We start from the raw sequence: 9,971 nt of genomic DNA, 5'->3' as shown, positions 1-9,971 counted from the left end.
CCGAACACGCATACTTGAGCAATGGCAGACAAGAGCCCCGCTATCGACGTCAAGCCCCGCAGTCGCGAGGTCACCGACGGCCTGGAGAAAACCGCATCACGCGGGATGTTGCGTGCGGTCGGGATGGACGACGACGACTTCGCCAAACCCCAGATCGGGGTGGCGTCGTCGTGGAACGAGATCACGCCCTGCAACCTGTCGCTGGACCGGCTGGCCAAATCCGTGAAGGAAGGGGTGTTCGCCGCCGGCGGCTACCCGCTGGAGTTCGGCACGATCTCGGTGTCCGACGGCATCTCGATGGGCCACGAAGGCATGCACTTCTCGCTGCCGTCGCGAGAGCTGATCGCCGACAGTGTGGAGGTCGTCATGCAGGCCGAACGACTCGACGGGTCGGTGTTGCTGGCCGGCTGCGACAAGTCGCTGCCCGGAATGCTGATGGCCGCGGCGCGCCTGGACCTGGCCTCGGTGTTTTTGTACGCGGGCTCGATCCTGCCCGGCCGGGCGAAGCTGTCCGACGGCACCGAGCGCGACGTGACGATCATCGATGCGTTCGAAGCGGTCGGCGCCTGTGCCCGCGGGCTGATGTCCCGTGAAGACGTCGACACCATCGAGCGGGCCATCTGCCCCGGCGAGGGCGCGTGCGGCGGCATGTTCACCGCCAACACCATGGCCAGCGCCGCCGAGGCGCTGGGCATGTCGCTGCCGGGCAGCGCCGCTCCCCCGGCCACCGACCGCCGACGCGACGGGTACGCCCGACGTAGCGGTGAAGCGGTCATCGGCCTGCTGCGCCGCGGGATCACCGCCCGCGACATCTTGACCAAGGAAGCGTTCGAGAACGCCATCGCGGTGGTGATGGCGTTCGGTGGCTCGACCAACGCGGTGCTGCATCTGCTGGCGATCGCCCATGAGGCCGACGTGAAGCTGTCGCTGGCCGACTTCAGCCGCGTCGGCGCGAAGGTGCCGCATCTGGCCGACGTCAAGCCGTTCGGCAAGCACGTGATGTTCGACGTCGACCGCATCGGCGGAGTGCCGGTAATCATGAAAGCCCTGCTGGACGCCGGCCTGCTGCACGGCGATTGCCTGACCGTGACCGGGCAGACCATGGCCGAAAACCTCGCGCACATCGCCCCGCCGGACCCCGACGGCAAGGTGCTGCGGGCCATGGACAACCCCATCCACCCCACCGGCGGAATCACCATCCTGCACGGGTCGCTGGCGCCCGAGGGCGCGGTGGTCAAGTCGGCCGGCTTCGACTCCGACGTGTTCGAAGGCACCGCAAGGGTTTTCGAGCGCGAGCGGGCAGCGCTGGACGCGCTGGAAGACGGCACCATCACCCACGGTGACGCGGTGGTGATCCGCTACGAGGGACCCAAGGGCGGGCCCGGAATGCGCGAGATGCTGGCGATCACCGGCGCGATCAAGGGCGCCGGCCTGGGCAAGGACGTGCTGTTGTTGACCGACGGCCGGTTCTCCGGCGGCACCACCGGGCTGTGCGTCGGCCACGTCGCGCCCGAGGCGGTCGACGGCGGACCGATCGCCTTCCTGCGCGACGGCGACCGGATCCGGCTCGACGTCGCACAAGGCACCTTGGATGTACTGGTCGACGCTGACGAATTCGCTTCCCGCCGTGCGGGTTTCACCCCGCTGCCACCCCGCTACACCACCGGCGTGCTGGCCAAGTACGTCAAGCTGGTCGGCTCGGCGGCCAACGGCGCCATCTGCAGCTAGCCGCCTACTTCACCAGCGCGAACGCCAGGCCGTCCCAGTGCTTGGCGCCGACGGTTTGCAGCACCGCGGTGTCGAGTCGGGGGTGCTCACCCATCAGCTCGAGGACCTTTCGACTGCCTTGGAGCACCGGATCGTCGCCGGGTGAGAGGATCTCGCCGTCGCGAATCACGTTGTCCACCACGATCATCGAGCCCGGCCGGGTGAGCTTGACGGCCCAGTCCAGGTAGCCGGGGTTGTTCTCTTTGTCGGCGTCGATGAACACCAGGTCGAACGGGCCACCGGTCACGCCCGGTAACGTGTCCAGGGCCGCCCCGACCAGGATCTCGACCCGGTCGCCGACGCCGGCGCGGTCGACGTTGGCGCGAGCAACCTCGGCGTGCTTGGGCTCGTACTCCAGCGTGGTCACCCGGCCGTCCGGGCCCGCGCCGCGGGCCAGCCAGATCGTGCTGAACCCGCCCAGCGTGCCGATCTCCAGGATGCGGCGGGCCCCGGTCGCGGCGACCAGCAGGCTCAGGAACTTGCCCTGCTGGGGCGACACGGCGATCTTCGGCAACCCGGCCGCGTCACTGTCCGCGAGGGCTGCGGTCAGCACGGGGTCCTCGACCAGCACGGTGGCATCCAGGAATTCGTCAACATCGGTGGGAGTTGGCTTTTGGCTCATGGGTTAAAGCTAGCCCGGCTTGGACGGCCGGCGCCACCGGCCTTGCCAGATACCCCCCTGGGGTATAGATTGGCCACTGTCCGGTACCCATTCCGAAAGGTGGAGAGATGTCATACAAAGCAGGCACCATGCTGAGCTGCGGTCACGACGGCTGCGGCTGCCGGGTGCGCATCGAGGTCCCATGCCACTGCTCCGGCGACGGCGCGTACGTCTGCACGTGCGGCGACGACATGGTCGAGGTAACCAGCTAAATCCGCTACCGCACACCCTCTTTCGCGTAGACGACCCGCAGGACGTGCCCGACTTCGGGCCCCATGACCAATTCGGCCAGGGTGCACAGCGTCGCCACGTACTGCGAGCCGTGTGGCGGTTGCTCGTCGCAGAGGTGATGCGCGATCTCGTGGAGCAGCACCAGTTCGCGCATCGCCCAGTCGGCGTCCCGATCATCGGGCACGGCGATAATCCCGGCACCGTAACGTTTTTCGTAGTGCGCGGCGGTCGACGCCCGGCGGGCCCGCACGGTCAGCGGCGCTGCCTCGGGCCATTCCCGACGTACTGCCGGCAACGCCAGCACGTCATCGACGTAGCGTTGCACCCCGCGCAGTGAGCCGAACCTGGCCTCCGGCGGCAGCGTCAACTGCGTGCCGAAGAACTCCACAGTCGAGCCGTGTTCGGCGGCGCGGTCGAACAGCGTCCGCACAAATTCCTCGGCGGCGTAAACCCTGGAGCGCTGCGAATCGCGCTCGGCGTTCACCGGTCCAGCGCGGTCCGCGCACCGGACAGCTCTGGGCCGCTTCCCAGTCGCGCCCGCTTACCGGCCCGGTCCCCGGCCCGGCGAGCCTCCGACGAATAGCCGGCGGTGGCCCGGCTGGCCTGCCAGGTGCCACGCGCCTTCGACGCGGTGCGGTAGTAGTCGCGCAACTCTAATTCTTTGTTCCGCAGCGCAATCGCGGTTCCGGGCGGGCGGCGAGTGTCCTTCTCGGCTGCACGCTGGGTCTGCTCGCGAGCCTCGCGCAGCCGTTGACCGACCCGGGCGCCGAACGCCAGCTGGAAATTCAGCCGGGCGGTGATCGTCGGGGTGGGCCGGTGTTCACCGGAGGAGATGTAGGTGTCCGACGCGCGGACCATCTGCACGACCAGGCTGGCGTACAGCGCGTGGGTGGCGTCGATGTCCTCGGCGAACCCGTAGGCATAGACGAACGTCGAGTTGGACGCGATGTCGCAGCGCACGTCGTTGGCCGCGGCGATCACCACGAACAGCTGGACGTAGGTCCGCAGGCCTCTGGTGCCGGCGGTGCCGATGGTGATCGTGCGCTGCACGGGCGTCTGGACCGGTGTGCGTTTGTCGGCGTGCGATCGCGCCACCGCCAGGTCGATCGAGGTCGCGGTGGCCAGCCGTTGCGCGGCCGACATGAACGCCTCGGCCTCGTGCGCGTTGTCGGTGCCCTCGGCCTGACGCAGCAGGGCGGCGATACGCGCCAACATCTTGTCGTCACTCACGGCGCCACTCCTCCTCATCGCTGCGCTCTGCATCGTCACCGGCGCAACTCACGAGACCAAAGTAGAGGAACCCGGCGACGTTTCAACGCCGCCATTCACAGTCGCGCGTTGATCCAGGACACCACGTCGTCGAGCACCTGCACGTTCTCAGGCTCGTTGAACACCTCGTGATACAGGCCCGGGTACACCTTGAGCTCGGCGTCACTGCTGCCGACCGCCTCGACCAACCGCCGGCTGCCCTCGACCGGAATCAGGCGATCGTCGGACCCATGCACCACCAGCAGCGGCGCGGTCAGCGACGGCGCCCGCTGCTGCATCGTCTCCCCGACCAGCAGCAGCGCGCGGGCGATGCCGCCGGGGATCTTGCCGTGATAGACCAGCGGGTCGGTGTTGTAGGCGTGCACCACGGCCGGATCGCGGGACACCGCGTCGGCGTCGAGCGCCTGCAGCGGCATACCTGGCGCGATCGCCCCGACGGTCTTGGCAACCCAGCCCAACAGCGGCGACACCGCGAGTTGCGCCGCGACCGCCGGCCCGGACAACACCATCAGGTCGTAGTCGTCGGGATGCTCGACCGCATAGGCGAAGACGATCCCGCCGCCCATGCTGTGGCCGAGCACTACACGGGCGAGGCCGGGGTGTGCCCTGCCGGCGATGCCGACCAACGTGCCGAAGTCGCCGGTGTACTCGCAGATGTCTTTGACCAGTACCCGCTTGCCGCCGGAGCGGCCGTGCCCGCGATGATCGAGCGCATAGGTGATCAGGCCCTCGCGGCCGAACCGCGCGGCCACGTGGTCGTAACGACGGGCATGCTCGCCCAGCCCGTGCGCGAGGATCACCAATCCCCGCGGCGTGGTGTCCGGGGTCCAGACGTCGTAGACGATGCGCACGCCGTCGACACCGTCGAAGAAGTGTTCGGCACGTGTGATTGTCATCAGGGGCAGCGTAGACCCACCGCAAGCTCGGTCGCGTGAGCGTGCTCGCGGTGGGAATTGGCCGATGACGGTCAGACGGATTTCTCGACGACGGCCGAGCCCTATCGGCGCGAACTGCTATCGGCTGCACCGGATCGCCAACGTCGGCCGCTGCCGGCGGGGCTGGCCGCGCCGAGTTCGGGGGCGGCCGAGTGGCCAGTTATGGCCGCTATTTTCCCAAAATGTATGTAATAACTGGCCACTCGGCGGCAGCTTCGCGAAGCGCACAACACACTCGCGCGACCACAACCTCGGGTCGACAGCGAAGAAGGTCGCTGCTGACCCTGACGATCCGCCAGCCCAACGCCGCGAGCTCGGCGTAGCGATCGATGTCGGCAGTACGCTGCGCGGGATCGGTCCAATGCTGTGCGCCGTCGAATTCGATGGCAACTTTCAGTTCGCGATACCCCATGTCCAGCCGCGCGAACGGATAGTTGAACCGATCCAGGACACGGATCTGCGTCTCGGGTTTCGGCAGACCAGAGCGCACGAGCAGAAGTCGCGTCCTCGTTTCCTGCGGCGATTCCGCCCCGCTGTCCATCAGCCGGACGACCTGGCGCAGTTGCACCAAGCCCCGCACGCCGGGGTGACGCTGCGCCAACCGCTCGACTTCGGCCACCTTCAGGTTGGTCGCGTTTGCCAACGCATCGACCCGAATCAAAGCCGACACCAACTCTTTTCGACGGCCGAGGTCGAACGCGGTCCGAGCCGGGGTCGTGAGACGCATTCCGCGCGCGGTGCAGATCTCGTCGTCCCACAGCTCGTCGCGATGAATGACGATGCCGTCGACGGGCTTACCGTTTCGCCGGTAGACCTCGGCGGGAAGCTCAGGATCGATCCATCGTGCGCTGTGCAGTGCAGCCGCCGACAGACCGGCGAGTGTCGCTTCGCGTCCAGACCACAGCCATGCGGCGACACCGCGACTGGCAGCGGTCAATTCGTGAGTCGTCGGCACGTACACATTGCGGTAAACCGCGCGGTGTCGAGTGCGCAGCGCGTGTCTGCTGACCCGCCCGTCGGCCAAGGCTTCGGTGCCGACAAATGGCCAATCACGGTCGTGCATGCGCTCACCGTGGCAGAAGTGTCCGACACCGTCGTCGAATGGCCAGTTATGGCGCCGCCTGCACCGAAATCCCTCCATAACTGGCCACTCGGCTGACGATTTAGAACAGGCGGCTGTCCGGAGGCGTGCCCTCGACGGCGCCGACCAATCCGACGCCGGTGATCAACGGCAGGTCGAGCGCCGACAGCAGTCCCGGCTGCGCCTGGCAGACCGCCGGGATCGCGTTGACCATCCGCGACGCGCCGGCCATCCGCGCGCCGAGGTCGTGATCGTGGTCGTCGGCCATCTCGAACTCACAGCGCATGGTAGGCGAGCCCTCGATCTCGACGCGGTAGAGACCGCGACCCGACGCCGCCCCGTAGCCGAGGTCGCGCGGCGGGATGGAAATGTGCGGCTGCGGCCAGTCCGGCGCCAGGTCGTCGCGCATCCGCGTCACGTGGTCGATCACGAAAGTTGGCTGGCCGTCCACATATCCGGTCAACGTCGAGCGCAGCGCGCCGACCGTGCCCGCCTCGATGCGCCCGGTGGGCGTGTCGAATGACTCCTCGGCGACCACCCGCTCGACGTTCTCCTCGATATTGTCGATCTTGACGCCCAACCCCGCCGCGAGTTGATGTATCACCGGGCCCCAGCCGAAGGTGAACATGCCCGGCGCCGCGGCGAACGCCACAAACTCCGGCGGCTTGCCGAAGCCCAGGATCTCGTAGACCGCGTCCTTGTCCGGATAGGTCGCGTAGTTGAACATCTCGGTGATCCGGACCGACTCGATCACCCTCGACACACCGGTAAGCACCAGCGGCAGAACATCATTGGCGAACCCGGAATCGATACCGGTGGTGAAAAACGACGCTCCACCGGCCGTCGCGGCCTCGCGTAGCGGCGCGGTGAATCCCGCGTCGACACCGTCGGGGTACACCAACGGCACCACCGAACAGGACACCACGTTCTTGCCCGCCCGCAGGATCGACACCATGTCGTCGATGGCCTCGGCCGGACGCAGGTTGGCCGCCGCGGCATAGACCACCACGTCGGCATCGCCGGCAAGCAGGGCCGCGGGATCCTGGGCGGCGATGACACCCGTCTTCGCGCCTCCGCACAACTCCCCCGCGTCGCGGCCGGCCTTTGCGTCGCTGTGCACGACCAGGTCGACCAGTTGCAGATGCGGGTGGTCGATCACCCCGCGCAGGGCGATCAACCCCATCGACCCGGGGCCCCAAACGCCGACCTTGTGCATGAATCTCTCCTATTATTAGGAAGTCATAAATGATATTTCGGACGGATGGTAAGAAGGTCGCGATGGATTCGTCAACATCCGCCTTGCCGGCGAAGTCGCCGCCCACTGCCCGTGTGATGGATGTGCTTGCGGCGCTGGCGGATTCACCGGGCGGCCACACATCGGCCGAGCTGGCCAAGCGCTGCGCCATCAGCACGTCGACGTGCGCGCTGGTGCTGGCCGAACTCGACGGCCGCAGCTGGGTGAGCCGCCGCGACGACCGCCGCTACACGCTCGGCAGCGGGCTGTTCGGGCTGGTGCACGGTCTGCGTGCGCAGTTCCCGCTGCTCGACCGCGGCCGCGAGACGCTGAGCTTCCTGCACGGCACGCTCGGGGCCGGCAGCTCGATGTCCAAGATCGGCCAGACGCACCTGACCACCGTCGACGCCGTCGGCCACGGCACCGATGGTGAGCACGCGGTCGGGCAGCGCTTCCCGATCGGACCACCGTTCGGCCTGGTGGCGATGGCCTGGCGCGACGACGAGACGATCGGCGGTTGGCTGCGCCAGGTGACGCCGCGTCTGACCGACGCCGACATCGCCGGGCATCGGCGGGTGCTGGCCGAGATTCGCGACCGCGGCTACGGCGCGTGGCGATTCGACGCCGCCCACAACTCGCTGCACGACAGGCTGGCCACGGTGCTTGCGTCGCTGGAGCCGACCGCGCAGGTGACGCGCGAACTCAACACCCTGATGACCATCGTGACGCTTCAATCAGTAACGAGCTCACTTGAGACAGACTTGGCGTCAACCGAATTCCTGGTGCTGCCGATCTTCGGGAGAGACAGCCAGCCGCAGTACCAGATCGAGATCCACCTGGGCGGCCGCAGCACACTCGCGCTGCCCGACCTCGAGGCCGCCCTGCAGCATGCCCAGGCGCTGCTGCGACCCGGAGTAGCGTGACACCGTCGACATCCGGCGCGCCGGCCACCAGAGTGATCTATCCCGGCCTGGCGCGATTCAGTCACCCTGCCGGTCGCGCCGTATCCGCATCTGTTCGTCGCCCGCCGGCGGGTGGAGTCCGAGCAGACCGTGCTCAGCGAGGGCGGCGCGGTCCGTGTCACCGCCTCCAACGGCGTCCTCACCGGCCGGGAGCCGGCCGAATTGCCCGTCTGAGAGGTGCACGCCACCCTCGGCAACTAAGGTGAGCGCGAACCAACAGGAGGCGATGTGTCTGAACCGCAACCCCGTCACGCATCACCTGATCTCTCCTACGACGATGACGACCACCTGACGCGCCCGAGACCTACTCGGACCATGCGGTTTTGGGCTTTCCCGATACTCGGCACACTGGTGTTGCTGTCGGCGCTCAGCGCCTTCTATCTCGGCGGGGTCCTTCAGCCGATGACCAACTTGCGCCACTTTCCGGTAGCGATCATCAACGAGGACGCCGGGCCGACCGGCGCGCAGGTCGTCAAGGGCATGCTGGCCAGTTTCGACCACGACGCCTACGACGTCCGGGTGCTCGACCCTGATCAAGCCAAGAAGCAGCTGGACACCGTACAGATCTACGGTGCCGCGGTCATACCGCCCAACTTCTCGTCCAAGCTTCAGGCCTACGCGAAAAGCGCGCTCACACCGGGGCGGGTAGAGCGGGCCGTCATCGTCGTCACGACGAATCCGCGAGCGGGGACCCTCGGCGCCAGTATCGCCGGCCAGACCCTGCAGCGTGAGCTCGCGCTGATCGATCAACGGGTTGGACAACGGCTTTCGCAAGAGGTCGCCCAACAGACCGGCAAAAGGCCTGAGCCCGGCGCCGTGGCACTGATGTTGGCCAATCCCGTCGAAATCAAGTCGACGGTGCACAACGCGCTGCCGAACGGCACCGGAAACGGGTTGTCGGCCTTCTACTATTCGCTGCTGCTGCTGCTGGCCGGTTTCATCGGGAGCATCGTCATCAGCAGGCTGGTGAATTCGATGCTTGGCGTCGCGCCCACCGACTTCCGCCCGAGCTGTCCTCTGCCCGGCGATGTTTCGCTCTTCCGCCGCCTGTTGATCAAGTGGGCGATGCTTGCCGTGGTAGCACTGCTGGCCTCGGCCGCCTACCTGGCGATTGGCCTCAATTTGGGTATGCCGATCCAAAACAGCATGCAACTATGGCTTTTCGGCGCGTTCGCGATCCTGGCGGTCGGTGTGACCTCGACATCGCTGATTGCGGCCATGGGCGCGATCGGGGCCGGGATCGGGTTGTTCGTGTTCGTCATCCTCGGCATCCCGGCGGCGGGCGCCGCCGTGCCGTTGGAAGCCACCCCGGCCTGGTTCGAATGGCTGGCGAAATTCGAACCGCTGCATCAAGTATTCGTCGGCGCAAGGTCGTTACTGTATCTCCGAGGCCGAGCTGACGCCGGACTGGCGCGCTCGCTGGAGTGGTCGGCAGGCTGGCTGCTGGTTGGTGTGCTGATCGGTGTCGTCGTCACCCACCTCTACGACCGGCGCGGGCGAAGCGTATCCGTCGCGGTAGCCAACGACCCCGTGGAGGTTGACCACCCGGACGGTAAAGGCCGGTAGCCCAACGTCATGGGACTGCCGCTGTTCTGTCACTTCGCTGTTACGCCTGTTGCTGTGTAATACCTCAGTAACGACGTTCGCGCCGAAGGGGCAACCGTGCCGAATCTCGCTGACGCCTTCCGGCGGTTGGCAGCCTGCTGTGCCAGCGGCGCGCTGTGGTGGGCGCTGGCGACCAGCACCGGCCAGCCGGTCGCCCGCGCAGAAGCGCGGGAACTGCTGGCCAGCGCGATCGCCAATACCCGGGGCTCCTACCTGGTCTACAACT

10 protein-coding genes are annotated in these 9,971 nt (G+C 67.2%); 4 read left to right on the top strand and 6 right to left on the bottom strand.

The window, feature by feature from the left end; genetic code table 11:
• Positions 1 to 21: 21 nt before the first annotated feature.
• Entirely contained in the window at positions 22 to 1,728 is a 1,707-nt protein-coding gene (gene ilvD, locus AC2VOU_RS05750; RefSeq protein ID WP_486956502.1) for a dihydroxy-acid dehydratase, read from the top strand.
• A gap of 4 nt (positions 1,729 to 1,732) precedes the next feature.
• Here ilvD and AC2VOU_RS05745 read toward each other — a convergent pair whose 3' ends face one another.
• Positions 1,733 to 2,389 (bottom strand): O-methyltransferase, encoded by a 657-nt coding sequence (locus tag AC2VOU_RS05745; RefSeq protein ID WP_486956501.1) that lies wholly within the window; start codon positions 2,387 to 2,389, stop codon positions 1,733 to 1,735.
• Positions 2,390 to 2,496: 107 nt separating this feature from the next.
• On the opposite strand from AC2VOU_RS05745, the gene AC2VOU_RS05740 reads away from it, so the two are divergent.
• Positions 2,497 to 2,640: a copper-binding metallothionein MymT gene (locus AC2VOU_RS05740; RefSeq protein WP_486956500.1), complete on the top strand. Its 144-nt coding sequence runs from the start codon at positions 2,497 to 2,499 to the stop codon at positions 2,638 to 2,640.
• A gap of 5 nt (positions 2,641 to 2,645) precedes the next feature.
• Here AC2VOU_RS05740 and AC2VOU_RS05735 read toward each other — a convergent pair whose 3' ends face one another.
• The 5 genes from AC2VOU_RS05735 to AC2VOU_RS05715 all read right to left on the bottom strand — a co-directional run bounded on the left by AC2VOU_RS05735 (position 2,646) and on the right by AC2VOU_RS05715 (position 7,160).
• A complete protein-coding gene (locus tag AC2VOU_RS05735; protein ID WP_486956499.1) occupies positions 2,646 to 3,143 on the bottom strand; it encodes a TIGR04338 family metallohydrolase in 498 nt (165 codons plus the stop codon).
• Positions 3,140 to 3,889: a DUF2786 domain-containing protein gene (locus tag AC2VOU_RS05730; RefSeq protein WP_486956498.1), complete on the bottom strand. Its 750-nt coding sequence runs from the start codon at positions 3,887 to 3,889 to the stop codon at positions 3,140 to 3,142. Before AC2VOU_RS05730 ends, AC2VOU_RS05735 begins: the two co-directional genes overlap by 4 nt.
• Before the next feature lie 95 nt (positions 3,890 to 3,984).
• Complete coding sequence (locus AC2VOU_RS05725) at positions 3,985 to 4,824, bottom strand: lysophospholipase (protein WP_486956497.1); 840 nt, start codon at positions 4,822 to 4,824, stop codon at positions 3,985 to 3,987.
• A 208-nt stretch (positions 4,825 to 5,032) separates the two neighbouring features.
• Complete coding sequence (locus tag AC2VOU_RS05720; RefSeq protein WP_486956496.1) at positions 5,033 to 5,926, bottom strand: DUF559 domain-containing protein; 894 nt, start codon at positions 5,924 to 5,926, stop codon at positions 5,033 to 5,035.
• Between the two features lie 100 nt (positions 5,927 to 6,026).
• The gene (locus tag AC2VOU_RS05715; protein WP_486956495.1) at positions 6,027 to 7,160 is read right to left on the bottom strand and encodes an NAD(P)H-dependent amine dehydrogenase family protein; all 1,134 of its coding nucleotides are present in this window, start codon (positions 7,158 to 7,160) and stop codon (positions 6,027 to 6,029) included.
• Positions 7,161 to 7,222: 62 nt separating this feature from the next.
• On the opposite strand from AC2VOU_RS05715, the gene AC2VOU_RS05710 reads away from it, so the two are divergent.
• Both AC2VOU_RS05710 and AC2VOU_RS05705 read left to right on the top strand, forming a co-directional pair.
• The gene (locus AC2VOU_RS05710) at positions 7,223 to 8,101 is read left to right on the top strand and encodes a helix-turn-helix domain-containing protein (protein WP_486956494.1); all 879 of its coding nucleotides are present in this window, start codon (positions 7,223 to 7,225) and stop codon (positions 8,099 to 8,101) included.
• A gap of 354 nt (positions 8,102 to 8,455) precedes the next feature.
• Complete coding sequence (locus AC2VOU_RS05705) at positions 8,456 to 9,706, top strand: YhgE/Pip domain-containing protein (RefSeq protein ID WP_486956493.1); 1,251 nt, start codon at positions 8,456 to 8,458, stop codon at positions 9,704 to 9,706.
• The last annotated feature ends 265 nt before the right edge of the window (positions 9,707 to 9,971 follow it).

This window comes from Mycobacterium sp. TH-M25 (assembly GCF_057473665.1).
This window is presented reverse-complemented; position numbering and strand designations above follow the sequence as displayed.